The 24,736-nt window shown below is 53.0% G+C and carries 21 protein-coding genes, 1 tRNA gene and 1 pseudogene; 13 read left to right on the forward strand and 10 right to left on the reverse strand.

The window, feature by feature from the left end; all coding sequences use genetic code 11:
• Window positions 1-135 precede the first annotated feature (135 nt).
• Window positions 136-2,439: a phosphatidylglycerol--membrane-oligosaccharide glycerophosphotransferase gene (gene opgB, locus GUC32_RS15525; protein ID WP_049209465.1), complete on the forward strand. Its 2,304-nt coding sequence runs from the start codon at window positions 136-138 to the stop codon at window positions 2,437-2,439.
• 137 nt (window positions 2,440-2,576) lie between these two features.
• On the forward strand, window positions 2,577-4,040 hold the full coding sequence (locus GUC32_RS15530) for an AMP nucleosidase (RefSeq protein ID WP_025303406.1): 1,464 nt from the start codon (window positions 2,577-2,579) through the stop codon (window positions 4,038-4,040).
• Window positions 4,041-4,076: 36 nt separating this feature from the next.
• Here GUC32_RS15530 and nac read toward each other — a convergent pair whose 3' ends face one another.
• Entirely contained in the window at window positions 4,077-5,000 is a 924-nt protein-coding gene (nac, locus tag GUC32_RS15535; protein ID WP_049209467.1) for a nitrogen assimilation transcriptional regulator NAC, read from the reverse strand.
• Window positions 5,001-5,338: 338 nt separating this feature from the next.
• On the opposite strand from nac, the gene GUC32_RS15540 reads away from it, so the two are divergent.
• From GUC32_RS15540 to GUC32_RS15550, 3 genes and pseudogenes are all read left to right on the forward strand, one after another.
• Window positions 5,339-5,414 (forward strand) — tRNA-Asn (locus GUC32_RS15540).
• 161 nt (window positions 5,415-5,575) lie between these two features.
• A complete protein-coding gene (locus GUC32_RS15545) occupies window positions 5,576-6,844 on the forward strand; it encodes an integrase arm-type DNA-binding domain-containing protein (protein WP_014229917.1) in 1,269 nt (422 codons plus the stop codon).
• Window positions 6,845-7,268: 424 nt separating this feature from the next.
• Window positions 7,269-8,506: pseudogene (locus GUC32_RS15550) on the forward strand (IS110 family transposase).
• 76 nt (window positions 8,507-8,582) lie between these two features.
• On the opposite strand, the gene GUC32_RS15555 reads toward GUC32_RS15550, so the two are convergent.
• Window positions 8,583-9,377 (reverse strand): helix-turn-helix transcriptional regulator, encoded by a 795-nt coding sequence (locus tag GUC32_RS15555; RefSeq protein WP_041165282.1) that lies wholly within the window; start codon window positions 9,375-9,377, stop codon window positions 8,583-8,585.
• Window positions 9,378-9,463: 86 nt separating this feature from the next.
• On the opposite strand from GUC32_RS15555, the gene GUC32_RS15560 reads away from it, so the two are divergent.
• The gene (locus GUC32_RS15560; protein WP_014229922.1) at window positions 9,464-10,654 is read left to right on the forward strand and encodes a CynX/NimT family MFS transporter; all 1,191 of its coding nucleotides are present in this window, start codon (window positions 9,464-9,466) and stop codon (window positions 10,652-10,654) included.
• Window positions 10,655-10,862: 208 nt separating this feature from the next.
• On the opposite strand, the gene GUC32_RS15565 is transcribed toward GUC32_RS15560, so the two are convergent.
• Complete coding sequence (locus GUC32_RS15565; protein WP_048762596.1) at window positions 10,863-11,468, reverse strand: nitroreductase family protein; 606 nt, start codon at window positions 11,466-11,468, stop codon at window positions 10,863-10,865.
• A gap of 216 nt (window positions 11,469-11,684) precedes the next feature.
• Window positions 11,685-12,260, reverse strand: coding sequence for a YceI family protein (locus tag GUC32_RS15570; RefSeq protein ID WP_048762607.1), 576 nt, complete (start codon window positions 12,258-12,260; stop codon window positions 11,685-11,687).
• A 308-nt stretch (window positions 12,261-12,568) separates the two neighbouring features.
• Between GUC32_RS15570 and GUC32_RS15575 the strand changes: the two genes are divergently transcribed.
• Window positions 12,569-12,955, forward strand: coding sequence for a helix-turn-helix domain-containing protein (locus GUC32_RS15575; RefSeq protein ID WP_014229926.1), 387 nt, complete (start codon window positions 12,569-12,571; stop codon window positions 12,953-12,955).
• A 189-nt stretch (window positions 12,956-13,144) separates the two neighbouring features.
• Here the strand turns inward: GUC32_RS15575 and GUC32_RS15580 are convergent, their stop codons facing one another.
• The 3 genes from GUC32_RS15580 to GUC32_RS15590 all read right to left on the reverse strand — a co-directional run bounded on the left by GUC32_RS15580 (window position 13,145) and on the right by GUC32_RS15590 (window position 15,309).
• The gene (locus GUC32_RS15580; protein WP_014229927.1) at window positions 13,145-13,717 is read right to left on the reverse strand and encodes a flavin reductase family protein; all 573 of its coding nucleotides are present in this window, start codon (window positions 13,715-13,717) and stop codon (window positions 13,145-13,147) included.
• 93 nt (window positions 13,718-13,810) lie between these two features.
• Window positions 13,811-14,326 (reverse strand): NAD(P)H-dependent oxidoreductase, encoded by a 516-nt coding sequence (locus GUC32_RS15585; protein WP_014229928.1) that lies wholly within the window; start codon window positions 14,324-14,326, stop codon window positions 13,811-13,813.
• Window positions 14,327-14,343: 17 nt separating this feature from the next.
• A complete protein-coding gene (locus tag GUC32_RS15590) occupies window positions 14,344-15,309 on the reverse strand; it encodes an aldo/keto reductase (RefSeq protein WP_082144865.1) in 966 nt (321 codons plus the stop codon).
• A gap of 116 nt (window positions 15,310-15,425) precedes the next feature.
• Here GUC32_RS15590 and GUC32_RS15595 point away from each other — a divergent pair, with 116 nt between their 5' ends.
• Entirely contained in the window at window positions 15,426-16,319 is an 894-nt protein-coding gene (locus GUC32_RS15595; protein WP_197826475.1) for a LysR family transcriptional regulator, read from the forward strand.
• 196 nt (window positions 16,320-16,515) lie between these two features.
• On the opposite strand, the gene GUC32_RS15600 is transcribed toward GUC32_RS15595, so the two are convergent.
• A complete protein-coding gene (locus GUC32_RS15600; protein ID WP_048762594.1) occupies window positions 16,516-17,403 on the reverse strand; it encodes a LysR family transcriptional regulator in 888 nt (295 codons plus the stop codon).
• Window positions 17,404-17,545: 142 nt separating this feature from the next.
• Between GUC32_RS15600 and GUC32_RS15605 the strand changes: the two genes are divergently transcribed.
• From GUC32_RS15605 to GUC32_RS15615, 3 genes are all read left to right on the forward strand, one after another.
• Window positions 17,546-18,943: an amidohydrolase family protein gene (locus GUC32_RS15605; RefSeq protein ID WP_087051067.1), complete on the forward strand. Its 1,398-nt coding sequence runs from the start codon at window positions 17,546-17,548 to the stop codon at window positions 18,941-18,943.
• Window positions 18,944-18,957: 14 nt separating this feature from the next.
• Window positions 18,958-19,431 carry a DMT family transporter gene (locus GUC32_RS15610; RefSeq protein ID WP_012539997.1) on the forward strand — a complete coding sequence of 158 codons (474 nt, stop codon included), beginning with the start codon at window positions 18,958-18,960 and terminating at the stop codon, window positions 19,429-19,431.
• A gap of 100 nt (window positions 19,432-19,531) precedes the next feature.
• The gene (locus tag GUC32_RS15615; protein WP_217331425.1) at window positions 19,532-20,392 is read left to right on the forward strand and encodes an SMP-30/gluconolactonase/LRE family protein; all 861 of its coding nucleotides are present in this window, start codon (window positions 19,532-19,534) and stop codon (window positions 20,390-20,392) included.
• Between the two features lie 105 nt (window positions 20,393-20,497).
• On the opposite strand, the gene GUC32_RS15620 is transcribed toward GUC32_RS15615, so the two are convergent.
• The gene (locus tag GUC32_RS15620; RefSeq protein WP_014229934.1) at window positions 20,498-21,451 is read right to left on the reverse strand and encodes an aromatic alcohol reductase; all 954 of its coding nucleotides are present in this window, start codon (window positions 21,449-21,451) and stop codon (window positions 20,498-20,500) included.
• A gap of 69 nt (window positions 21,452-21,520) precedes the next feature.
• Here GUC32_RS15620 and GUC32_RS15625 point away from each other — a divergent pair, with 69 nt between their 5' ends.
• Both GUC32_RS15625 and GUC32_RS15630 read left to right on the forward strand, forming a co-directional pair.
• Entirely contained in the window at window positions 21,521-21,955 is a 435-nt protein-coding gene (locus tag GUC32_RS15625) for a helix-turn-helix domain-containing protein (RefSeq protein ID WP_196781243.1), read from the forward strand.
• A 330-nt stretch (window positions 21,956-22,285) separates the two neighbouring features.
• On the forward strand, window positions 22,286-23,242 hold the full coding sequence (locus tag GUC32_RS15630) for an alpha/beta hydrolase (RefSeq protein WP_048762591.1): 957 nt from the start codon (window positions 22,286-22,288) through the stop codon (window positions 23,240-23,242).
• A 517-nt stretch (window positions 23,243-23,759) separates the two neighbouring features.
• Here the strand turns inward: GUC32_RS15630 and GUC32_RS15635 are convergent.
• Window positions 23,760-24,692: a LysR family transcriptional regulator gene (locus GUC32_RS15635; protein ID WP_048762590.1), complete on the reverse strand. Its 933-nt coding sequence runs from the start codon at window positions 24,690-24,692 to the stop codon at window positions 23,760-23,762.
• Window positions 24,693-24,736 lie beyond the last annotated feature (44 nt).

Below are 24,736 nucleotides of genomic sequence, written 5' to 3' on the forward strand. Positions count from 1 at the left end.
TCGTCGGCCGTAGCGGGAGATCGCGCGTTGTTCCGCCGCCGGCAATAGGCTATACCCTTCACTTTTCGCGCCGCGGCACGGTCGGCGGCGCAGACCAGGGCAGCAACGTTTTTTCAATCAGACAGGGTTTGGCGGATGGTTTTAGCAGTCGTTTCTTTTGTTCTCTTTTTGGCGTCGATTTTGATTTATCGCACCCGGGCCGCCGCCAACCGCTGGTGGTTCGCCATTCTGCTGACGCTGCTCGGCAGCTATCTGGTGCTGAACGTCATCCTGATCGCCAGCAACTACTTCACCGGCGACGGCATCACCGACGCGGTGATTTACACCGTCACCAGCAGCCTCAAAGGCGCGGGCATCAGCAAATACGTGCTGCCGTTCATCGGCCTGCTGGCGGCGTTGGGGCTTATCTTCGCGGTGCTGGCCCGCAGCCTGCTGCGCCGCAAAGCCAAAGGCAGCAGCGTGGCCTACAGCCTCGTCGCCGTACTGCTGGCGCTGTTTTCGGTCGGCACCACCCCGGCATTTCAGGACATCTCGCTGCTGGTCAAGAGCCAGATCGTCGGCGATACCGCCGATTTCACCACCTACTACAAGGCGCCGAAAAAGACCGTGCAGGGCAAGCGGCCGAACCTGGTGTACATCTATGCCGAGAGCCTGGAGCGCACCTACTTCGATACCGAGCTGTTTCCCGGCCTGGCCGACGAGCTGAACGCCCTGCGCGCGGACAGCATCGATTTCAGCAACACCCAGCAGCTGCCGGGCACCGGTTACACCATCGCCGGCATGGTCGCCTCACAGTGCGGCATTCCGCTGTTCGCGCCCTTCGACGGCAACGCCTCCAGCGCGGTCTCCACCTTCTACCCGGAGAACGTCTGCCTGGGCGACGTGCTGAAGGCCGCCGGCTACAGCAACTATTTCTATCAGGGCGCCGAGCTGGCGTTCGCCGGCAAAGACACCTTCCTGAAATCCCACGGCTTCGACCACGTTTACGGCTTCAAAGAGCTGCGCGAACAGGTCGCCGATCCGAGCTACAAAAACGACTGGGGCTGGTACGACGACAGCGTGCTGGACGTGGTGTACGGCAAGTTCGTCGAGCTGTCCAAGCAGCGCCAACCGTTCTCGCTGTTTACCCTGACCGTCGATACCCATCACCCGGACGGCTTTATCTCCGCCGGCTGCAGCAAGAAAAGTTACGCCTGGCAGAACAAGGAAAACCGCTCGCTGAGCGCGGTGGCCTGCAGCCAGCAACACATCGCCGCGCTGATCGACAAAATCAAACGCTCGCCCTATTTCAGCAACACCGTGATCGTGGTGTCCTCCGATCATCTGGCGATGAACAACACCGCCTACGACATTCTGACCAAACAGAAGCGCCGCAACCTGTTCTTCATCATCGACGGCACCCGGCCGCAGGCGGAGCAGCGCAACGAGAAGCGCAGCACGCTGGACAACGGCGCCACGGTGCTGGACGTGATGGGCGGCGACAACTACATCGGCCTCGGCCGCAGCAGCCTGTCGGCGCCGTCGCTGTCTACGGTGTTCCTGAATATCGAAGAGAAAATTAACGGCTGGAAACCGGCGGTGATCAACCAGTGGGGCCTGCCGAACCGCATCAGCGACTACAGCGTGGACACGCGCCAACGCAGCTTCAGCTTCTCCGGCGTCACCTACAAGGTGCCGTTCATCCTGCGGGTGGGCGACAACCGCATCGAACCGATGTTCAACGTCTACCTCTCCACCCCGCTGCGCAAACAGCTGGCCGGGCTGGGCGCGGGGGAGAAATTCGTCTGGGTCGATAAATGCTACGAGATCGGCCGGGTCTGGGCGCCGCAGCTGGCGCTGAGCACCGACATCTGCGTGGCCTCCGGCACCCTCGCCTCGCCGCCGCAGATCGCGCAGGCCAGCGGCGAACGCTTCAACGGCAAGGTGAACTTCACCGGCCCGGCGGCGGACAGCGTCGCCGATTACCAAAACGCCGTCGCCCGCCTGCAGGTGGACGACGCGGCGGTGAAATACCGGGCGGACGCCATCGAGTTCATGCTGCCCGGCATGCCGGAACAGGTGAAGGCCATTACCGGCGTCTCCGCCGTCGAGGAATGGGGCCGCTGGTCCGACGCCAATCTGGCGCCGGCGGTCGACATCGATTACGTCGACCCGCTGCCGAAAAGCTTCGATCTGGTGCTGCGCGCCCGCGCCTACGGCAACAACGTCGGCGAACCGATTTCGGTGCGCGTCGGCGACGAAGAGCGCTTTGTGTCGCTCGGCGAACAGGACAGCACCGTCACCCTGCGCTTCGACAACCCGCGCGGCGCGCAGAAGATCAGCATTACCCCGCCGGCCCCCACCGAGCCGAAAGAGAGCGCCAGCGGCGGCTTCACGCCGAAGAAGCTGGGCATCGGCCTGGTGTCGCTGAAGGTCGAAGCGGCCGCTCCCGCCTCCTGATCTCTCCGCCTTCACGGGCGCGGTAATTTCTTTGCCGCGCCCGTCATTTCAACCAAGCTTTTACGCCCTTCTTCGGCTAACCTGTGACGGTGAAACGCCGCCAATCCCGCCAGAGCCGGGACATCGAAGGAGAAAGTATGAGCTATGCCCCACCTCGCAGCGGCCTCAGCGCCGATCAGGCACTCGATCAACTGGAAGCCCTGTATGACGCCGCGGTAGACGCGCTGCGTCAGGCGGTCAGCGACTTTATCAGCCACGGCACCCTGCCGGATGCGCAGGCGCGCGCCGCCGGGCTGTTCGTGTATCCCGAGCTGCGCGTCAGCTGGGACGGGCAGCAATCCGGCCCAAACAAAACCCGCGCCTTCGGCCGCTTTACCCATCCCGGCAGCTACAGCACCACCGTGACCCGGCCGCAGCTGTTCCGCCACTATCTGGCCGAACAGCTGGCGATGCTGGAACACGATTACGCCGCCCATATTGAAGTGGCGCCGTCGCAGCAGGAGATCCCGTTCCCTTACGTGATCGACGGTTCCAGCCTGGCGCTCGATCGCTCAATGAGCGCCGGCATCGCGCAGCATTTCCCCACCACCGAGCTGGCGCAGATCGGTGACGAGACCGCCGACGGCCTGTATCACACCACCGACAACCATTTCCCGCTGTCGCATTTCGATGCGCTGCGCGCGGATTTCTCGCTGGCGCGTCTGCGGCACTACACCGGCACCCCGGTGGAGCATTTCCAGCCGTTCGTGCTGTTCACCAACTACACCCGCTATGTGGATGAGTTCGTGCGCTGGGCCTGCGCGCAGATCGCCGATCCGGCCAGCCCGTACATCGCGCTCTCCAGCGCCGGCGGTACCTACATCACGCCGGAAACCAGTGCGCCCGAGCAGGCGGTGTCCGATCTGGCGTGGAAAAACCACCAGATGCCGGCCTATCACCTGATTTCACGCACCGGTCAGGGCATCACGCTGATCAACATCGGCGTCGGGCCGTCCAACGCCAAAACCATCTGCGATCACCTGGCGGTGCTGCGCCCGAGTGCCTGGCTGATGATCGGCCACTGCGGCGGCCTGCGCGAAAGCCAGAAGATCGGCGATTACGTGCTGGCCCACGCCTATCTGCGCGACGATCACGTGCTGGATGCGGTGCTGCCGCCGGATATCCCGATCCCGAGCATCGCCGAGGTGCAGCGCGCCCTGTACGACGCCACCAAGATGGTCAGCGGCATGCCCGGTGAAGAGGTCAAACAGCGTTTGCGCACCGGCACCGTGGTCACCACCGACGATCGCAACTGGGAGCTGCGCTACTCCGCTTCGGCGCGGCGCTTCAACCTCAGCCGCGCGGTGGCGGTCGATATGGAGAGCGCCACCATCGCCGCCCAGGGTTACCGCTTCCGGGTGCCGTACGGCACGCTGCTGTGCGTCTCCGACAAACCGCTGCACGGTGAAATAAAACTGCCGGGCCAGGCCAACCGCTTCTACGAAGGGGCGATCTCCGAGCACCTGCAGATTGGCATCTGCGCCATCGATCTGCTGCGCGCCGAGGGCGATCGTCTGCACTCGCGCAAGCTGCGCACCTTCAACGAACCGCCGTTCCGGTAACGGTGCTCAGGCCCGCTGCGGCGGGCCGTTTTTTCCTCAACGCACCAGTGCCAGTGCGCGTTTTTCCTGGCTTCGACCGCCGGCGATCGACAGCAGCAGGTCTTTGACCAGCAGCGCCGGGGCGGACAGCGCCTGTTGACCCGACATGCACAGCGCCAGCGGCACCGACATCGTCGGCGCATTGATGCGCGCCATCCAGGCCTTGGCCGGGCCGATCATCGCGCGCGCCACCGATTCCGGCAGCACGGTCGCCCCCAGCCCGCTGGCGATCGCGGCGCTCAACGCACCCGAGGATTCGATCTCCCCCACCACGTTGGCAGCCAGCTTGCGCAGCGCCATCGCCTCCTCCAGTTGGTTGCGCACCGCATCGCCCTCGCGCGGCAGGAACAGGTTCAGCCGCGCCACGTCCAGCAGCTCGACGCTGTTGCCGGGATGCGGCACCGCGCGCGTCGCCACCAGATAAAGATCTTCCCGCATCAATGCGATGGCGTGCAGCCCGGCGGGCATTTTGGCGCCGTAGACCATCGCCATGTCCAGCGTCTGATTGGCCACCTGCCCGGCCAACGCCGCGCCGCCGTTTTCATGCAGGCTGAGCAGGATGCCCGGCTGCTGATCGCGCAGGGTCTGCAACAGCGGCAGCGCCAGCTGCGCCGCGGTGCTGCCCGACGCCAGCCCGAGCGACACCTGACCGCTCATCGCCTGTCCGGCGCTGTTGACCGCGCTCTGCGCCTGCTCGCACTGGCGCAGAATGGTCTGCGCGTGGGCATACAGAATGTTGCCGGCCTCGGTCGGCTGCACCCCGCGCTTGGTGCGGATCAGCAGCTGTTGCTTCAGCTCTCCTTCCAGCGTCGCCAACTGCTGGCTGAGCGCCGGTTGGGCGATGTGCAACACCTCCGCCGCCTGGGTCAGGCTGCCGATATCGACGATTTTCACGAAGTACTTCAGACGTCTGAAATTCATAGTGCCTCCAGCGAGCCGCTAAATTGAGAATGCCGAAATCCGGTCATGCAATCACAGCAAGATCCAGGCCAGAGTCGGTAAACGGCCGTGGAAGCGGGGTACAAGGCGGTAAATGGCCGTTCGCCGGGCGGCGCGCGCCACCGCGCAGGGCAACCGTTGCACCATCGGCAGGCAAATGCGCCAAACAACGGGCAACCCGGCGGCGCTGCGCGCGGGATAAGCAATAAAAGCGAGAAAAAGCAGCAGGTTGGGCAATCTTGCAGCAAACGGACGCATCGGGCATTTTCGCGCTTTACAAGCCGCAACCGCCCCGCTATTATTCGCCCCGTTCACACGATTCCTCTGTAGTTCAGTCGGTAGAACGGCGGACTGTTAATCCGTATGTCACTGGTTCGAGTCCAGTCAGAGGAGCCAAACTCTTGTTTTCATGCCGCTCTGCGAATCCTTATGTAATTTAGATTCAATAAGTTAGCGTGAAAAGTCTTCCCGATGTATTTTTAGTTTTCCCTCCGCATCGGGAGAATTTGGTGGTCAGATTTGGGGTCAAGTTGGTTCGATGACGGAGTGACCCCCAAATGTCTCTTAACGACTCAAAAATCCGCAACTTAAAACCATCCGCAAAACCCTTTAAAGTCTCCGATTCCCATGGTCTGTATCTGCTGGTTAATCCAGGCGGTTCACGTCTCTGGTATCTCAAATATCGTATCAATAGAAAAGAATCTCGCCTTGGCTTAGGCGCATACCCTGATGTGTCTTTGGCTGATGCTCGTCAACAGCGTGATGGTATCCGTAAATTGCTGGCGCATAATATCAATCCTGCACAACAGCGCTCTGCGGAAAGATCCACTTCCTCGCCAGACAAAACTTTCAAGTATGTGGCACTGGACTGGCATAAAAGCAACCGAACATGGTCAGAGAACCACGCCTCCCGTCTGCTTGCCAGCATGAACAATCATATATTCCCTGTGATTGGACACTTGCCCGTAGCAGAACTAAAACCTCGTCACTTTATTGACCTGCTAAAAGGCATTGAGCAAAAAGGTCTGCTGGAAGTCGCAGCACGCACCCGGCAGCATATGTGCAACATCATGCGTCATGCCATACATCAGGAGTTGATAGAGAACAATCCGGCAGCAAATCTGGAGGGTATCATCTCCCCGCCCGTTAAACGTCACTACCCCGCCCTTCAGTTGGAGCGGCTACCGGAACTGTTGGCTCGCATTGAGGACTACAAGCAAGGACGAGAGTTAACCCGCCTGGCCGTATTACTCACCCTTCACCTATTCATCCGTTCCAGCGAGCTTCGTTTCGCCCGTTGGTCTGAGATCGATTTCAAAAATAGAATCTGGACCATTCCTGCCACTCGCGAGGCCATCTCCGGTGTCCGCTACTCTGGGCGTGGTGCAAAAATGCGCACTCCACATATCGTTCCACTCTCCCGTCAGTCCATCGCTATTCTGAAACAGATACGGGAAATATCCGGGCATCGCGTGCTGATATTCCCCGGTGACCATAATCCGTATAAGCCAATGTGTGAAAACACCGTCAACAAGGCGTTGCGCCTGATGAGATATGACACAAAAAATGAAATCTGCGGCCACGGATTACGGGCAATGGCCTGTAGTGCCCTGATGGAGTCTGGCCTGTGGGCACAGGATGCGGTTGAACGGCAGATGAGTCATCAGGAGCGTAACAGCGTTCGAGCGGCTTACATCCATAAAGCAGAATATCTCGATTCCCGTAAAGCGATGATGCAATGGTGGTCGGATTATCTGGATATGTGCAGGAAAGCGTATGCCCCACCTTATATTTGTGGGAAGGAAATCAGTTACACAATGGGATAACCCCTCTGACAGAATAAGCCACAAAAAAAAGCCGTATCAGTCTGTACTGGTAGGGCATTTTTCTGGCTTCAACTCGGAGAAATTGTTAAGCCGTTTATGAGCATCTTTAACCGAATTGACCTGCGTGAATCGAAAGTGTGAGGTCCGCTTATCATTTAGATCTATCCACGGAAACGGATTGGGTCAGTTATGAGCGAACTATAGTCATTCTAACCCTGAGAATTACACTTTTGAGTGATTCAGGGTATGCGCTTACTGGTTACGAATATTGAGCGAGAATCATGTGATGATCGCCGCTTCTCTTTCGAACCAGTAGGTGCTCCGCGTTCGCTAACGAATACTCAGGGCATGCAGATACACTGCTGACTATATTTCTTTCGAAGAGCGTGGAATGCATACCAATCCCCGATGAAAGGAGTTGGTGATGACTGCGACTAATCAATTTGCTGCACATGTTGGTCTGGACTGGGCAGATAAAAAACACGATGTCTGTGTTCAGTTCAAAAACGGTGAACGCGTATTCCATGTGATTGAACATACGGCAGAAGCGCTTGATATCTGGCTTACTGAGTTACACCAGAAGGTAAAAGGCAGAATCGCAATAGCTCTCGAGCTGAAGAAGGGCCCCGTGGTATATGCTCTTCAAAAATATCCCTTTATCACCGTTTTCTCCGTCCACGCTTTGTCCCTGGCTCGTTACCGGCAAGCCTTCTCACCCAGCGGCGCTAAAAATGACCCGCAGGATGCCGAGCTAGCATTAGAGTTAATGCTACGCTATCCCCAAAAGATAAAAGCCATTGAACCCGACAACGCAGATATCCGGTTACTCCAGCAATTAGTTGAGCAGCGCCGACTGCTGGTCGAAGACAAGCGTCGCTTTGTAAATCGGCTCATCAACACGCTTAAGCAGTATTACCCCCTGCCCCTGGAATGGTTCTCCCATCGGGACAATTCACTGTTCTGCGAGCTAATCATTCGCTGGCCCAGCCTGCAACAACTCAAACGGGCTCGCAGCGATACTGTTCGTCATTTTATGAACGCTAAAGGTGGTCCTGCTGTTGCATATACCGAACAGCGGGTTGCAAGTATTGCCAATGCTATTCCACTGACCACAGATAAAAGTGTAATAGAGGCAAATGCATTGATGGCAACAGCACTCGCATCTCAAATCAAACTGGCAGGCGACCTAATCAGAACCTACGACGAACGTATTGAATCCTTATTCGGTACGCTTCCGGATGCAGAACTGTTCAAATCACTTCCTGGAATGGGACCGTGCATGGGTCCAAGGATGCTTGCCGCACTGGGTGATAACCGCGACCGCTTCAACAGCGCTGAAGAAATTCAAAACTACGCAGGTATTGCACCGGTGACAGAACGAAGTGGCCAGAAATCCTGGGTTCACTGGCGATGGCAGTGTGCTAAGTTCGTCAGGCAGACTTTTGTTGAATGGGCTGCCAAGACGGTTAACTCATCATACTGGGCCAGACTTTATTATCAGGGACTGCGAGAAAAAGAGAAATCGCACCAATCTGCAATCCGGGCTCTTGCTTTCAAATGGATAACGATCATTTACCGCTGCTGGAAGACCAAACTCGGTACGATGAAGCGAAGTATTTGCTGGCTCTCGAAGCGCGACACTCGCCCTTACTGAAGCCATAAAAAGCTTGTTGAATGTCTCAGGGCGTGAAGCGGACGCTGGTGTTCTTTGAATAAATCCGGCTTCTGTGCTTGTGCACTAATCCAGGGAAGAAAAATATTGCGTCGGTGATTTACCCAGCGCTTTTCTGAACATCGTAATAAACGCACTGACCGAATCATATCCCAGCGTTCCGGCTACGCGCTGCACGGGCTGACCTTCAGACAGATGGCTCAGGGCAATCATCAAATGCAGCTGCTGACGCCAGCGACCAAAGCTCATTCCTGTCGCCTCTTTTATCAGCCTGGCCAGAGATCGTTCGCTGATGGCCAGATGAGCAGCCCAATGCTTTAACGTTCGCCGGTCATCTGGCTCATTAAAAAGTGCCTCAGCCATAATCCGGATTTTAGGATGATCTGATACAGGAAGATGGAGTGCTTCAACCGGCACATCCGGAATATGCTCCAGCAGCACCGCTGCAAGCCTGGCGGTTTTACTGTCAGGAGAATAAGCATGTTCCTGCTCTGCAAGATACAGAACAAGCTCGCGAACCAGAGGTGTAATCGCTATGGTACAGCAGATTTTCGGCATCGCTGCCGTGCCGGGCTCGATGAATAAAAGGCACGTGTCTGCATTCTTCGTGATCCGGCAACGGTGGGGGATTTCTCCCGGAACCCAGACGGCATGTCCTGGTGGAACAAGCCACAGCGCATCCTCAACCTCACAGCGCACTGCACCGCGCAAAGAGAGAATAAGTTGCCCCTTGCGATGAGCGTGCGGACTTTGCCCGGCATACTCACCTGACGATGATACATGCAGGGCGATAGCGGCCTGACTGAAATCATCGGCATTAAACTCTTCCGGCGAGGTCACAGATTTTTTATTAACTGGCATGATTTAGCTATATGTTGTCAGGTTATCTATATTCTGTAACTCATGCGTCCTTTAAAGTCTTTCTTTTTTCAGAGAAAGCAAAACTTATGTCCCACACTACGAACAAGTGGTCTTCAATCATACTTGTGACCGGCATCCTTTTTATCGCCATTAACCTGCGTGTTCCTTTTACCGCTATAGCACCCGTTTTAGAGTCCATTCGCCATGATTTTGGGCTAAGTATCACAGCCGTTGGGTTGCTTAACTCGCTTCCTTTACTGGCCTTTGCCGCCTTTTCTCCACTGAGCGCATCGATTTCCCGCAAGTACGGCCTGGAACGCACCCTTTTTGGTGCCCTGGTCGTGATTTCAGCGGGGATTCTGCTTCGCTCAACAGACAGCGTCTGGGCGCTTTATGGCGGAACAGTGTTAATTGGTATCGGGATTGCCCTGGGCAATGTCCTGCTGCCTGGCCTGATCAAACGTGACTTTTCCGGCAACGTGGCTTCCGTGACGGGAGCATATTCCATCACCATGGGCGCCGCTGGCGCCATTGGATCTGCCATTGTCATTCCTCTAACGCAGAGCTGGGGCTGGAACATCGCGTTAGCCATGTTGGTTATTGCACCGCTCCTTGCGTTGCTTTTATGGTTGCCGCAGTTGAAGAAAAAGCATCAACTGCCAGTAGCAGGTGAGAAAAAAGCAGCGACCGTTGCGGTCTGGCGCTCGTCTCTGGCGTGGCAGGTCACCTTGTTTATGGGCCTGAATGCGATGCCGTTTTATGTTGCGGTCGGCTGGCTGCCAGCCATTCTGACAGACAGTGGGCTCTCCTCAGCTCAGGCTGGTGAGGTACATGGCATCCTTCAGCTCACCACCGCCATTCCCGGCCTGATTCTGGCAGCCACGCTGCGTCGTCTTAACGATCAGAAATTAGCCGCTGCTGGCGTCAGCCTGTTAACCGCAGTGTCCTTTATTGGCATCCTTTATTTGCCAAATCTGGCGATGCTGTGGGCTGCACTCCTCGGCTTCGGCTCGGGTGCCAGCATGATGCTGGGTCTGACCTTCATCGGGTTGCGCACTACAAACGCTGGTGATGCTGCCGCGCTGTCAGGTATGGCGCAGAGTATCGGTTATCTGATGGCGGCGATGGGACCGCTGTTGCTGGGTAAAGTACAGGAGTTGTCCGGAGGTTGGACGGTGCCATTACTGATGACCACAGCAATCTCAGTTGCAGGAGCCTGCACCGGAATGGCTGCCGGACGAGATGCGCACCTGGAACCTGTACAGCAGCCGGGCTGAATGGGTTTACACAGCAAGGTACCAGCTGATCCTCTGCGGCGGATGCTTTCCATCGAGGTTCTGAAGCGTCTTAATGGTACCGGAGCCATCTGTACTATCCCGATGAGCGGACTTTTCGGTGAAAAGGCCGCTCAGGGCGAGCGTAACATTCAGCGGCCGCCCTGAAGCTCAGGGCGATCGCGGTCAGTAATAATATAATAAACAAGCCTTATGACTGTTTGGCAACGATGAATCGCTTTTCATCACTCATAAAGGCTTTTTCACTGGCGGGTGAAAGGATGGCACCGAAATTCATATGCGCGCGGAGTTTCCATGATGGAGGAACATTCCACTCAGTGCGAATATCTTCATCGATCAGAGGATTATAATGCTGCAGGTTGGCACCAATTCCTTTTTCAGCCAGCGCCAGCCAGACAGCATACTGTGCAATACCTGTGCTGTGCTCAGACCATACCGGGAAATTGTCCGCATAGGCCGCAAACTGCTCCTGTAGTGACTTGACAACATCCTGATCCTCGAAAAAAAGTATTGAGCCGGCAGCCGCTGCAAACCCGTCTATTTTATCTGAGGTGCCGGAGAAACTTTCTGCAGGCACGATTTTGCGTAACTGTTCACGCGTGAGTTCCCATAAGCGAGCGTGCTGCTCACCCAGTAAAATCAGAAGCCTTGAGCTTTGCGAGTTAAAAGCAGAAGGAGCCTGCTTCACTGCCTCAATGACAGTGCCGATCAGCTCGTTCTCCGGGACAGGAATATCTTTTCCAAGTACATAAATGGTGCGTCGTTTTCTGGCAAGCTCTAAAAAGTTACCTGTCATGAATTAGCCCTCAGATGAATTGTTTGACATCGTAATTTGCCCCGTCTTGCCCTCTGACTGGACTGATAGGGTCAGCATGCAATAATACACGCTGACTCATTAGTGCATGCTTTCCGAAGGATTACGGACAGGATGCGACATTGTTAAAAGTTTGGACTGGAAGTAAAGATGCTTCATCAGCCCACGCTTCTGAAGCATTAACGGCTCCGCATCTTATTAATCTGAATACGCCTCCGAAGACACGGTCAGTGTGATATTATCGCTTACATAAGGAACGTATTTATCAATTTTAAAGTCTGATCTCTTAATCACACCGGTGGCGTTAAAACCTACCGCATTTTTCTTCTCCATAGCCTGAAAACCTGCTTTGTTCAGGGTTGCATGAAGAATAACCGGCCGGGTTATGGATTTAATGGTTAAATTTCCCCGTACGTCATACTTATCACCATTCATTTCAATGCTGGTGCTTTTAAAATTTGCGACCGGATATTTCTCCGCATCAAAATAATCTGGCTGACCAAACTCTTTATTCAGTGCTGGAACGCCGGTATCAATACTGGCTACAGGAATGTTGATATCAACCAGTGATAAAATTTTTGTTGCCGGATCGAACTTAACTGTGCCATCTACATGATGAAGGGATGCCGTCGGGTTCGAAAAACCTAGGTGGTTCCAGCTAATAACCACAGACGTATGCGATTCATCAAGTTTATAACTCGCTGTTTTCGCCTGTGCAGCAGTAGTAAAGAGAAGTGAAAATAACAGTGAAGCAGAAAGTACATGATATTTCATTGATATAACCCGATTCATAAGGATTGATTGTTATTAGCGCAGGCGCTTATATAGCAAGCCGGCTTATTTGATAAAATTTTCGTTATTACACAAAAAAATTATTTGTTCGTGCTGGCGGCTAATGGCTATCAGTGTTCGTAACGTATGACATTATCGTGTCACAAACTCAGCATTACCAACTCATTATCTGGTTATTTCAATAATTACGATGGTTAAGCCGCAGCAGCATGGCACATGCAAATCTCTTGATTTCAGCGCTATAGTAGATTTAGACTAACTTATCTTCAAGTACCCACCTCAAGGTAAGTATGGAAAAATTCAACGACTGTTTTACACTGGACAACAAAGAACCCGGTAATGTTTTGCGGGAGGCATGTCCTGCCCGTGAAGTTCTCGAGGTTCTGGTGAGCAAATGGACATTGCTCATTATTCATGCCCTTTCTGACGGTGCATCAAGGCCGGGTGATTTGCGAAGAAAAATTCAGGGTATATCAGAAAAGGTGCTGTCACAGAATCTTAAGGAACTTGAAAGCAGGAATCTTGTTACGCGCACTGTCTTTCGTGAAGTACCGCCCAAAGTCGAATATGCACTCACGGAACTGGGAACGTCCCTCTGGCAGGCAGCGAATGAACTCAACCGGTGGGTAGAACAAAACTGTCACTTTCTGATTAAAGACACTGATCCTTCCATGTGACATGCCATTGTTCATTTATGAGTGCTGCGGGCTAACAGGAGCATATAAGAAGGCAGGCTGCAGGCGCCGAAAAGCGACTTCCCTTGCTGGCTCAGAGGCGGTATCGCCTGCTGGCCATGAGGGAACAGCAAGGCATTTTAACAACAAGTCCCTGCAGTTTGTTGTATCAGTACAAAAAGCACTCGCGTCTCAGTCTTTGCCCGGCCCATGGTCAAACCGGGTTCCTTTGCCGATGGCATAAAACTGCCCCCCGGCGACATAATGTATGGTTCGTAATTCGTCAGGTGCTTCATCAAATATCCAGTGTCCATTGCGAAAAACCCGATCGTCACTCCACGCGCCGGCAATTTCTCCCATAAACAGATTATGTTCCAGCTCATATGCCGCGTTGGGTATTACCTTACATACAAGCCAGCCAGCACAACCCTCTACCAGCGGAACATCGAACTCTTTCAGGTAGAACGTCGGTATTTTATGATTCTTGTCAGGCCTGTCACGGTAGCTGTGCTCACCTGCGTACAAAACGGTTTCCATCTGGCTGACTACGGGGATCTGTACGGCAAACAGACCACTTTCTTCCACCAATCCACGGGTATAAGCCTGCGGACCGATATACGCCATGACTTTATTGATCCCCACCAGACTCACCCAGGCAGCGGCCATCACATTGGCATTACCATTATGCTTAGCGGAAATCATTGTAGTTGGGCCGACCTGCAATAATCGATATGCTTTGTTCAGTTCGACTGGCTGTAAAGACACACGATTTCTCCTTCCCATAAATGAAAAATGTGCCGTTATCAGCAACGGCACATTTGAAGGCGTTTTAATACACTGATGATCGCCTGAAGATAATCAGGCTAATACCGTTTTGTATCGTCCGGCCTGAGCTGCGATTTCTTCGTCAGTTATCGTCGCGCTTCCGCCTGTAATGAACGGCTTGATGTAGTTCATACCCAGATACCCGGAGATGGTTTCAAAAGACAGCAGGTACTCTCCTACCGTATGTCCGGCAGCGCCATCAGGCTGATAGGCAGACTCAGCACCTCCAAGCGAAACTGCCAGCATGAGTTGCTTGTCGTGCAGCGCCTGTGTTTCTCCACCATGTGACCAGCCGTACGTCAGTACATCGTCAAGCCACTGTTTCAGAAGTGGCGGCGTGCTGTACCACTGCATAGGGAACTGCAGCACGACACGATCCGTCTTCTCCAGGGCAGCCTGTTCAGCGGCCACGTCGATTTTGCCATCCGGATACAGGTCATAGAGATAACGCACTTCAACGCCTGTCAGTGATGCTGCACCTTTTGCCAGGGCTGAGTTTACCCGGGACTGATTAATGTTGGGATGGGTAACAAATACTGTTGTTTTCATAGCGATCTCTTATTTTTTCAGAAGAATGTTTCGTCAATTTCAAGCCGGGATAAGGCTTCGTTGATATCATTTAATTCGGCGTCACTGAGCTGAACATTTGCGGCGTGAAAATTCTCTTCCAGCCGGTGTAGTTTTGTTGTTCCCGGGATCGGCACAATGTAAGGCTTCTGAGCCAGCTCCCAGGCAAGAACAATCTGTGCTGAAGTTGCGTTGTTTCTTTCTGCAATTTCAGCGATTAGCTTAAGAAGCGTCTGGTTATTTTCCATCACCTCTGGTTTGAAGCGCCCCATCATGCCCCGGTAATCGCCTTCCCCGTAGGTTGTATTAGCTGTGACCTGACCACTCAGGAATCCATTACCCAGCGGGCTGTAGGCCATAAAACCAATATCAAGTTCATCGCAGACCTTAAACAGATCCTGTTCAGGTTTACGCCACATCATTGAATACTGGTCTTCAACCGCAGTGACCGGGCAGATGGCATGAGCCCGGCGTATGTAAGATACGGGCGCATTGGATAAGCCCCAGTACTTTATTTTGCCCTCCGCGATCAGCTCTTTCATTAATCCTGCCACCACTTCCGGCTCAACTTTTGGGTCGACACGATGCTGATAAAACAGGTCGATATGGTCGGTCTTCAGGCGCCTGAGGGAACCTTCCAGTTGCTCTCTGACAGATGCCGGACGGCTGTCTAATACCGGCACCAGCTGTCCATCACTATTTTCCATTCCTGTCACGCCGAATTTGGTCGCGATGACAACGTTGTCCCTGTGTTTGCTGAGCGCTACCCCCAGCAGTTTTTCGTTTTCAAATCCGTAAATGGGGGCAGTGTCGAAAAGGTTGCAGCCCAGCTCTACAGCCTTGTCTATCAGCTTTGTCCTTTCCCGGATCTCAACTGAATAGCCATAGCCATGGTCCATGCCCATGCACCCCAGCCCCATTTCCGAGACATGAAGCCCCTGGCTACCTAACCTTCTAATTTTCACGATTATTTCACCCTTCTTTAAGGTATTAACTATTCTTAGATGCTAAGTATACGGTTGGATTTATTGCTGAAAAATTGTTAATTTAGAAAATCAGAATTGCTAAAATCACAATTATTATGAATAAAGTCGATGCCCTGAGATTTTTTGTTACTGCTGCAGAAACAATGAATTTTCGCGAAGCGGCAGTCAGGCTGGCCATTTCTCCATCCGTGGTGACACGCACGATTGCTGATCTGGAACATCAGCTTGGCGAACCGCTTTTTAAGCGCAATACCCGATCCATTGTGCTGACCAGCTTTGGTGAGTTTTTCTTGCCCCGTGCCATGCGGCTGCTTGAAGACTCAGAGGCCCTTTTCCAGACGGCCAGAGATGACAATGAGATGAAGGGTGTTGTGAGGATCACGCTATTCCGGTTTCCCGGCCACGAGCAGGTGTTATATGAGCTTCTGACCGCTCTCGATCCCTATCCTGAGCTGTTTATTGACTGGCGGTTAGACATGATGAAGCTGGATACTGTCCAGAACCGTATTGATATGGGGATCCGTATAGAGCGGGAGCCAAACCCGAATTTTATCGTCAGGCCCATTACGCTGGTTCATCATGCCCTGATGACTTCTCCCCGGCTCATTGACAGGCTGGGCGCACCGAAAAATTTTGAAGACCTGCGTCAGCGTTACCCTTTCAGCGGTCTGCTTAACCCTGAAACCGGCAAGGTGTTTGAATTTATGCTCGACGGCGTCAATACCTTTATTCCCCGGCACCTGGAGTTTTTTACCACCGACTCCCAGTCTGAGATTCAGGCTGCGTTAACCGGTAAAGCCGTGATTCAGTCGAGTAATCTGGCCTGCAGGGAATACCTTGAAGACGGCAGGCTGGTGAATGTCCTGCCGGAACTGAAACTGGAAACCTGGCAGCTTTATCTTTACCGGCCCTATCAGACCCTGGTACCACAGCGCATCAGGACCGTTTTTCACATCCTTGAAAATATTTTACTCAGACACTTTAGTTAAAAGAGGGCCCGGATGTGGCTGGCGCTCTTAGCCGGCGTCCCCCCGTAAACCGGAGATGTGAATTTCTGGGTACAGCCTTTCTCCGGGAAGTCGCTGCTCCGGGATGCTCATATCCGCGAAATAAAGTCTGCCGTTCTTTCAGGTCCCCTGAATACTGCTGACTTTTAGTATGCAACGGGGAGCTGTGACAGACGTATCAACTGAATATTTCATCTATCCAGTCTGCAAATGCACGTACGGCGGGTGAAAGAAAACGCTGATGGGGATAAAGCAATGCGACAGGAACAGACGACGGCTGCCAGTCGGCCAGGACTTCAACCAGCGTTCCTTTCTGAAGGTGTTCTGCTACAACGTTCTCAGCAAGCTGCGCCAGCCCGAATCCTTCGAGACACATTTTTATATAGAGTCCCGTCTCGTTGACGGCTGCCTGCCCCCTGACGGGTACGGACAGCGTTTCTGTTCCCTTTACAAAACGCAATTCGTCTGTACGCCGGCTTTGTCCGGAAAAATAATGAATAGCCCGGTGATGAGATAAATCTTCAGGTGACTGCGGAATACCGTACTCCCTGAGATAATCGGGAGAGGCGCAGGTGATCCAGCGAAATTCTCCGAGCGGACGGGCTACAAGCGTGGAGTTAAGTAACTCTCCGGTTCTGATCACGCAGTCCACGCCCTCCTGAACCAGGTCAACCTGCCGGTCGCTGACGCCGATCATCAGGTAAATATCAGGATAACGGCTGTAGAACTCTTTCAGGTTTGGCATCACGAGGAAGTGCGCTATACCGCCGGGCATATCAACGCGTAAACGACCACGGGGGCGCCTGTTCGAATCGGCCAGACTGGCTTCCGTATGTTCAATTAAGGCCAGAATTTCCCGGCACTGCGCCAGATACTGCATACCTTCCGGAGTCAGGCTGACACGTCTTGTGGTCCGGTTCAGCAGACGCACCTGCAGATATTTCTCCAGGTTTTTGATGGTGCTGGTAACAGTAGAAGAAGGCAGGGACAGTGTTTCCGCTGCCCGGACAAAGCTTCCGGCCTCAGCCACCCTTATAAAAACCTGCATAGCCTGAATACGATCCACCTGATTGCGCTCCTGAATAGCATGTGACGGTGATAACCATCATTATTCGCAAATTCTGAATGATGAAAACACGTTAGTCATCTTTTTCAGCTTAAACAGGAGGCGTATTGTTTTCCTTCTGAACCTGAAAGAGACAATTCAAATGACCGATTACTGCAGAAATATTGTTAACAATCAGACGGCAAATGCTCCGGTAACGCTGATCAGCGGTGCAACCATACTGAGTATGGATGAGAATGTTGGTAACCATGAACGTGGCGATATTCTTGTCACAGGGTCAACCATCACCGCCATCGGTAAGGACCTGAACGCCGAGGGTGCTCACGTCATTGATGCCACAAATATGATTGCCATGCCGGGGATGGTCGATTCTCATCGTCACGCCTGGGAAGGCCAGCTGCGCCGCATCAACCCAAACGCCACCTGTCTGGACGACTATAGCAATGCCACGCACTTCTCGTTTGCGAAATACTATCGGCCCGCAGATATCTATGTCGGTAATCTCCTGACGGCGCTGGGCGCGATTGATGCGGGTATCACTACCATGATTGATAACTCGCACAACAGCCGTACCGCAGCACATGCAGACGCCGCCGTTGAAGCCCTGCTTGATGCCGGAATTCGCGCTATTCATGCTTCCGGCGCGCCGGTAGCAGGCGAATGGGACAGAGCGCACTGGCCGGGTAACTGGCAGCGTCTGCAGGAAAAATATTTCAAAGACAATCCTGAGGGACTGGTTTCTCTGGGCGTCATGGCCCAGCTGGAGCCGGAATTGTGGGCCGAGGCCCGCCGGCTCGGGCTGCCAATCGTGACCGAATTCTTTGGCGCTGAAATGGCTTCAGAGCTTAAATCACTGCATCAGCAGGGCCTGCTGGGCCCGGACAATATCTTCAATCACTGCACAGCACTGCCTGATGAGGGCTGGGAAATCCTGCGTGAAGCCGGCGTACGAGTGAACGTCTGTCCGCGCTCAGATTCGCACTATGGCATTGAAAGCGGGATGTTTGCCATTGAGGCCGCGCAGCGCCATGGCATCAATCCTGGCCTGAGCGTGGATAACGAAACGTCTTACAGCACAGATATGTTTATGGAAATGCGCGTGGCGTTCTATCTGCAGCGAGTAATGGGTATGCATAAGCAGCACTGCTGTGATTCAGGGCATTCTCTGACAACGCTCCCGGCAGCGCAGCTGCTGAAGTCGGCAACCGTCGATGGTGCGACCTGTGCCGGACTACAGGATAAAGTGGGTAGCCTGACGCCAGGCAAACAGGCCGACCTGATCCTGATTAACGCTGCTGATCTCAATCTCTATCCGAACGGGAATGCCTTCGGGACGGTGGTGCATGCAACTGAACGCAGCAACATCGATACTGTCATGATTGGCGGGCGCATCGTCAAGCAGAACGGCAAAGTTCTGGGCGTGGACAGCGAGCGTCTTCGTGCTGCCATCGATGAATCACGCGAACACCTTTTCGCCGCCGCCGGGTATGAGCCGGACATCTTTGCGGAGAAATTCCTGCCGCTGGTACAGGCAAACTGACAGGGAATAACAGCATGAGCGCGATTTATTACGTAATAGCTTTTGCAGCGGGTCTTGGTATTACCTTGCAGACAACCCTGAACAGTCAGCTCGCAAAAGGACTCGGGGGCGATCCGGTCACCGCCGCGTTCTTTTCCTTTACGGCCGGGGCGTTGAGCCTCGGGATTTACTCGCTGCTACGTGGCGGGTTATTTAGCTCTCTCGCTGCTATTCCTTCGCAGCCAGCATGGAGTCTGGCGGGCGGCCTGATCGGTGCCTGTGCGTTGTTCAGCTACGTGGTGCTGGCACCGAAAATCGGTTTTTCAGCCCTGCTCGGGCTGGCAATCGTTGGGCAGTTACTCTCGTCGCAGATGATTGACCATTTCGGTCTGCTGGGTGCTGTACGGCGACCGGTTTCGCTACTCAAACTGGGGGGCATGCTGGTCATGCTGGCAGGACTCGCCATCATGCTTTTTGGTGACAAACTTTCAGCGCGTTTTTTGCCCTGACAGGGTGGGAATAGCTTGTTACTGCCGTCTGCCATAATGCAGATGGCCTTACGCTTTTGGTCAGGCGCGATGCGAAACTTTTATATGCGGGAGAAATAACATGTTTTCAGTGTCTGCTGATGCCAGAAATTTGCTGGGAGAGTGCCCAATCTGGTGCGAGAGGACACGCAGGATTTACTGGACTGACATTGAAGGCAGCGAGCTGCTTGCCCTTGAAGAAGACACCAGTGTTGTGATGCGCTGGTCCCTGCCTGAACGCCTCGGATCGTTTGCTCTTACTGAACATTCTGACGTTTTATTGATGGGACTGGCGTCCCGATTCGCCTTCTGCGATCTGAATACGGGTATCTTTACGCCGGTTGTGGCGTCACCGGGAGGACCGGGAACACGGACAGGGGATGGTCGGTGCGACCGCGAGGGTAATTTCGTCTTCGGGACCATGGATGACGGATACCCCGCGAAAATCATAGGAAGATTTCACAGGCTAAATGCAGCGACACTCAGCATTGAGACGCTACCCCTGCCTGAGGTGGCCATCCCGAACAGCATCTGTTTCAGTCCGGACGGCAGCACGATGTATTACTGTGACTCGATGCAGGGCCGTATAATGTGCTGTGATTACCCCTCCATGAATAACCAGCGCGTGTTCACTGCAACAGAAGGAAAGGGAGCGCCTGACGGCTCCTGCGTGGACGCAATGGGCTATGTCTGGAATGCCGAATGGGGAGGAAGCCGTGTTGTACGTTATCGTCCGGACGGAACGACGGAGAGTATCCTGCCCTCTCCAGGAGTTCAGAGCACTTGCCCGACACTCGCGGGAGAAGCATTCACAACGCTGTATTGTACCATTGCCAGCGTGGGTCTTTCTGTGCCGTCAAGGCATGATGGAGCATTGCTAAGAGCGAAATCAGCCGTATTCCCCGGTTTACCGGAGAGCCGGTTTTCAGCGCACACAGCGTAACCGCTTTGCTATCAGTGCCAACAGGGGGAACAGAGTCTTTCTCTTCACCATATTCGGTTAGGCAGGAGAAAGACTCTGGTATTTATTACAGCAGCTTAAATACGATTATAATGAGCTGCCCGGGGTCAGATTTGCATTTATCCAGGCTGCCACGTCGGTAACCGGAATGTTATGGCGTTCATTGAATGTCTGCTTTTTATCCCATGCAACACCCCGCCCCTGTGCAAAAACGGCACGATACTTAGACATCATGTCTTGCGGGTTGAGCGCGAGTTTATCCATCAGATATTGTTCGCTCCATTCCGTGCAGCTGAAAGGACGGCCAAGCGCTGATTGCAGCTTATCTGCTACCTCTGCGTAGGTCAGTGTATCACCGGCGATATACACAATTTCGTTCCGGATGCGAGGAGTTTTAAATACGATCGCTGCCGTCAGCATCCCGATATCATCGGGAGTTGTCAGCGTCATGGTGTTGTCAATACTGCCGAGTGCGTGAACAGTATCGTTCTGCAGATCGACCACACCGAAGTCTGGTTCGAACAAATAGCTCATGAAGATGCCGGTCGAAATGATGACCCACTCAGTTTCATGCTGGCTGCGTAGTAAATCACGCACGTCAATCTGCGCGTCGAAGATGTCTTGTGGACTGCCGCGTCCGATGGCATCAAAATCGGCACCAAACTGCCATGGAAAATAGCGTGGAATCCGCGCCTGCAGGGCCGCCTGCGCCAGTTTCATCGGTGTATTTATGCCGGCCGCGTACCCCGCGCAGCCAACGACTGTGTCAAATTGCGCAAAGAGGCTGGCCAAATCGTCGACAGAACTCATGACGAGATCGCCCGTGACTATATTAATACCGAGGTTTCTGATTTCCGTGATAACGAATTGTTTTCCAGGTTCATCTGACGTTACGGTACTTTCGCGCAGCAGCACGCTGATTTTCGTTCCCTCCACATCTTTTGCCCGAAGGGCAAGATTTCGCAGAACGGGGAGGCCCAGCTCACCGGCACCGAGCACGAGGATATTTTCAGACGTAGTGTTAAGATCTGTTTTGTTCATAATCTGGCCTTACATGAATTGTTGCACCACTCTAGCAATTCATAACAGGCTAAAAAAGAAGGTACATGTATGATACCGGGAGTCAATGAAATGGATCGGGAAGATATTCTTCAGTATTCGCAGGCTGTTTGTAAGGGGCTGAGAGACGATGATGATGGCTTGCGGCGGGAGGTGCTGGCTCATGCCGGAAGTCGCTGGTCGCTGGGTATCGTCAACACGCTTGGCGTTTATGGCAGACTGCGTCATGCCGAAATTGGCAGGCGTATGCACGGAGTGACTCAGCGCATGCTGACGCGTACATTACGACAGCTTGAGCGTGACGGACTGGTTATCCGCCATGATTTCAGTGAAATCCCGCCACGAGTCGAATACGAACTGTCCGATACAGGTATGGAGTTACTTGTACGGATGATCCCGCTGTGGACCTGGATTGTCGATAATGCTGATCGCTTTCGTGAAGACCGGTTGAGATATGAAAAAAATAACAGTAACCCGGGGACGTAACTGGCCATGAATATAAAACATCACTTTTCATGGTTTGTAACGAATACAAGTATCTGAATAGATAAGCCTTCGGATATGTATGTATACAGTAGTCATCCGGAGACAGAACCGATTTCACCGGGCTCGGCCGGGATGGTGTAATTAAAGAGGATTAGATTTTACGTATCTCTATCATCAATATCAGTCGGTGCATATTTCAAATGGGTGTTATAGCGAATTTGATTTTCGCCACCATTAATTCGGCCTTAAAAATTATCTGACAGGATGACCTATCCTTTCAGAATAATAGGTTGACTGGCGAAACAATATTTTAAAAACTGGTGATTTTTTATGATTCCTAAAATAAATAGTGAAGTCTCTTCTGATTATCATGATCTGCCTGGTTATATTCATGGGGCGAAAATTATCCAAGTCGCTTTGACTAAACACCCTATAGACAATATCAGTGATGTGGTTTATGAGACAGTGAAAAACACTCGTTCTGTCAGGCAATTGCATATGTCTTTTCTGGTTCCTCGTACCAAAATTTTGAAACCAGCCATCATCTATTTTCCTGGGGGAGGATTTATGACAGCTGAGCACAATAAATTTGTGGAAATGCGCATGGCTTTAGCGGAGGCTGGCTTTGTTGTTGCAGCGGCAGAATACAGGACAATTCCGGATACTTTCCCTGCGCCAGTGATAGATGCTAAAGCAGCAGTAAGATACCTTCGTCAACATGCCCACGATTATGGAATTGACCCCTCACGAATTGGTGTATTTGGCGATTCTGCAGGAGGATGGCTGGCGCAGATGCTTGGTACCACTAATGGCGATAAATCATTCGATCACGGCGATTTTCTCAGCCAGTCCGCTGATGTGCAGGCTGTGGCTACGCTTTACGGAATATCAGATCTGCGTAACATAGGTGACGGTTTTCCGGATCACCGACAAAAAGTGCATCAGTCTCCTGCAGTCGCGGAGTCACTGCTAATTAATGGTGTGGCTTTCAAGAATTTTGCAGGTGCCTCCATCAGTTCTGTACCTGAAAAAGCGATAAATGCAAGCCCCATAGGACGTCTCAAAGGATGTAAACCTCCGTTCCTAATAATGCATGGAAGTAAGGATACATTAGTATCGCCTAAGCAGAGCGCAACGCTTTACAAAGCCCTTTTGGAATCGGGGAACAAAACGGACTACGTACTTATCGAAGGTGCAGAACACGGTGATGATCACTGGTATCAACCCGTTGTCATAAATAGGGTTGTTGACTGGTTCAGCGGGCATCTTTGTCCTGATAATACATGATGACTGACGCTCTGTTGAATCACTCAAACTGTTGTCAGCAACGTCCGCTTCACGCCCTGAGACATTTGACAAGCTTTTTACGGCATCAGTAAGAGCGATTTTCGCTCTTCCAATGCCAGCAAAATAGTTAGCGAACGTGGAGCACTTACTGGCTCGAAAGCAAAGCGGCAATCATCAAACCGCATGATTCTGGCACAATATTCGTAACCAGTAAGCGCATACCCTGAATCACTTAAAAGTGTAACTCTCTGGGTTCGAATGACTATATCTGGCACAGGCTGTGTGAAAACTCTGCCCTAGAACTGAAGTGCGCGCATCTACGCAAAATCTGGAATTGCTCGACTGGTTAGTTTACGTATGAGCGCAGTTTTCAGCCCTGTTTTAGTCGCAGTTTAATCTACCAAAACAGTTTTCACACAGTCTGGGCTCGGAGCGGACAGGCTCAGGAGTATGATGTCCGCTATAAGCGAACAGCGGAAGTTCGCATAGAATAAAAATGGCAATGTTGCTTACATCGTCAGAGCTGGCAGTGAAATGTTGACCATTTTGCAGGATGTCCGATGAATTCACGCAATGCGTCGAGAAATACCGTGACTCTGGCAGGTGGGTGACGTAACGCGCGTAGCGCATATATTCCTGTAGATACATGTGGTTGCGATGACATTTCCGGAAAGAGTTGTACCAGCGCGCCACTGTTAATCTCATCTCCCGCCACCCAGTCCGGCAGGAACGCGATCCCCATCCCTTCGACCGCTGCCTGACGCATTGCTTCGAAATCATCACAGCCAAACATAGGCAGGCCCGAGTTTTCTCTGGCCGGATGGCCAATCACGCTCGACCAGCAAAGCAGATCCGCACCGTACAGCTTATCGATTAACCGATGTGAGGCGATGTCGTCCAGCGAGGCGGGAATCCCCGCGCTTTCCAGATAGGCAGGGCTTGCGCACAGCACACGTATTTGCGTTGCTATTTTGCTGGCAATCAACGTGCTGTCGGCCATATTACCAATACGGATGACAACATCAAGGCGTTCAGCGACGGGGTCTGCCAACCGTTCGGTCAGATCCAAATCGAAGCTCAGCGCCGGATACTGTCGGGAGAGTTTTGCCATAACCGGCAGCACATAGCGTTTACCAAATGTGGGATAACACGCCACTCTCAGCACACCGGTTACTTCGCCCTTCATTGACGCCAGTTCCTGCTGCGTATCCTCCAGTGAATCGAGGATCCGTCTGGCGCGAATCAGCAACATTTCCCCGGCATCCGTCAGGGTTAAATGCCGTGTAGATCGCAAAAAAAGCGGGGTATCGAGGTATGCTTCCAGCGCATCAATCTGCCGTCCTATCGAGGAGGGCGTGCGTCCGCGACGGCGACCAGCACCCGAAAAACTGCTTTCACGGGCGACATCGACAAAGACTCCAAGGAACTCGGCAAATTTCTCTGATTGCATCTGTGCATTTCTTGCATAGCTGTTGTGGGGAGAAGCCATCTTAT

Source organism: Serratia sp. NGAS9 (assembly GCF_009905295.1).
In the GTDB taxonomy this organism is placed as follows: Bacteria; Pseudomonadota; Gammaproteobacteria; order Enterobacterales; family Enterobacteriaceae; genus Serratia; species Serratia bockelmannii.

Bases quoted from the DNA above. Each gene is read 5' to 3' on its own strand.
- opgB (WP_049209465.1), top strand. From the start codon at position 136: ATGGTTTTAGCAGTCGTTTCTTTTGTTCTCTTTTTGGCGTCGATTTTG.
- GUC32_RS15530 (WP_025303406.1), top strand. From the start codon at position 2,577: ATGAGCTATGCCCCACCTCGCAGCGGCCTCAGCGCCGATCAGGCACTC.
- nac (WP_049209467.1), bottom strand. From the start codon at position 5,000: ATGAATTTCAGACGTCTGAAGTACTTCGTGAAAATCGTCGATATCGGC.
- GUC32_RS15545 (WP_014229917.1), top strand. From the start codon at position 5,576: ATGTCTCTTAACGACTCAAAAATCCGCAACTTAAAACCATCCGCAAAA.
- GUC32_RS15555 (WP_041165282.1), bottom strand. From the start codon at position 9,377: ATGCCAGTTAATAAAAAATCTGTGACCTCGCCGGAAGAGTTTAATGCC.
- GUC32_RS15560 (WP_014229922.1), top strand. From the start codon at position 9,464: ATGTCCCACACTACGAACAAGTGGTCTTCAATCATACTTGTGACCGGC.
- GUC32_RS15565 (WP_048762596.1), bottom strand. From the start codon at position 11,468: ATGACAGGTAACTTTTTAGAGCTTGCCAGAAAACGACGCACCATTTAT.
- GUC32_RS15570 (WP_048762607.1), bottom strand. From the start codon at position 12,260: ATGAAATATCATGTACTTTCTGCTTCACTGTTATTTTCACTTCTCTTT.
- GUC32_RS15575 (WP_014229926.1), top strand. From the start codon at position 12,569: ATGGAAAAATTCAACGACTGTTTTACACTGGACAACAAAGAACCCGGT.
- GUC32_RS15585 (WP_014229928.1), bottom strand. From the start codon at position 14,326: ATGAAAACAACAGTATTTGTTACCCATCCCAACATTAATCAGTCCCGG.
- GUC32_RS15595 (WP_197826475.1), top strand. From the start codon at position 15,426: ATGAATAAAGTCGATGCCCTGAGATTTTTTGTTACTGCTGCAGAAACA.
- GUC32_RS15605 (WP_087051067.1), top strand. From the start codon at position 17,546: ATGACCGATTACTGCAGAAATATTGTTAACAATCAGACGGCAAATGCT.
- GUC32_RS15610 (WP_012539997.1), top strand. From the start codon at position 18,958: ATGAGCGCGATTTATTACGTAATAGCTTTTGCAGCGGGTCTTGGTATT.
- GUC32_RS15615 (WP_217331425.1), top strand. From the start codon at position 19,532: ATGTTTTCAGTGTCTGCTGATGCCAGAAATTTGCTGGGAGAGTGCCCA.
- GUC32_RS15620 (WP_014229934.1), bottom strand. From the start codon at position 21,451: ATGAACAAAACAGATCTTAACACTACGTCTGAAAATATCCTCGTGCTC.
- GUC32_RS15625 (WP_196781243.1), top strand. From the start codon at position 21,521: ATGATACCGGGAGTCAATGAAATGGATCGGGAAGATATTCTTCAGTAT.
- GUC32_RS15630 (WP_048762591.1), top strand. From the start codon at position 22,286: ATGATTCCTAAAATAAATAGTGAAGTCTCTTCTGATTATCATGATCTG.
- GUC32_RS15635 (WP_048762590.1), bottom strand. From the start codon at position 24,692: ATGCAATCAGAGAAATTTGCCGAGTTCCTTGGAGTCTTTGTCGATGTC.